The sequence below is a fragment of the Neisseria sp. P0021.S006 genome (assembly GCF_051956895.1).
Genome location: NZ_JBQCWZ010000775.1, coordinates 1 through 668 on the forward strand (window position 1 = coordinate 1; position 668 = coordinate 668).

Genomic DNA, 668 nt, shown 5'->3' on the forward strand with positions numbered 1-668 from the left:
CTCAATCCCCAATCTGTCGAATATCATCATAAAGTTGCTTATGCCTATCTGAAGCAATTGAAATGGGAAAAAGCCATTGAGGCTGAAATGAAAACGCTAGAGCTGGATAGCACCTATATTCCTGCTTTGGATTTACTTGCACATGCTTACGGCGCTCTAGATAACTGGGAAAAAACCGGGTTTTACGGTCATCAGGCTTTGGTTCTAAAAGATAAAGCCATCCCAGACCTAGAACATGAAATCACTCCAACACCAGCTCCAAAAAACGGCAAACGGATTATCTCCTTTTCTTTATTTGGCAATAATTCCAAATATATTGAGCCTGCCGTATTAAATACCCAGCTTGCGCCTGTGCTTTTCCCCGGTTGGACATGTCGTTTTTATGTCGACGATTCTGTATCGGCTGAAGCTATTCAACGATTTAGAAATAACGGTGCCGAAGTGATTAAAGTTGGCGCACCGTTGGATAACTGGCCGGGTACAATGTGGCGCTTTCTTGCCATCAATGATCCCGAGGTTGAATACGTTATTTTCCGTGATGCAGATTCTATTATTTGCTATCGTGATGCTGCAGCCGTATCCGAATGGATAAAAAGTGGCACCCTATTCCACACTATTCGCGACTCAGGCTCGCATACTGCCCTGATTCTTGCGGGTATGTGGGGGGC

At 44.5% G+C, this 668-nt stretch carries 1 protein-coding gene; it reads left to right on the plus strand.

What is annotated here, in order from left to right; genetic code table 11:
• The coding region (locus ACTHUM_RS17035) for a tetratricopeptide repeat protein (protein WP_440403558.1) at window positions 1–668 on the plus strand (668 nt) is incomplete at both ends.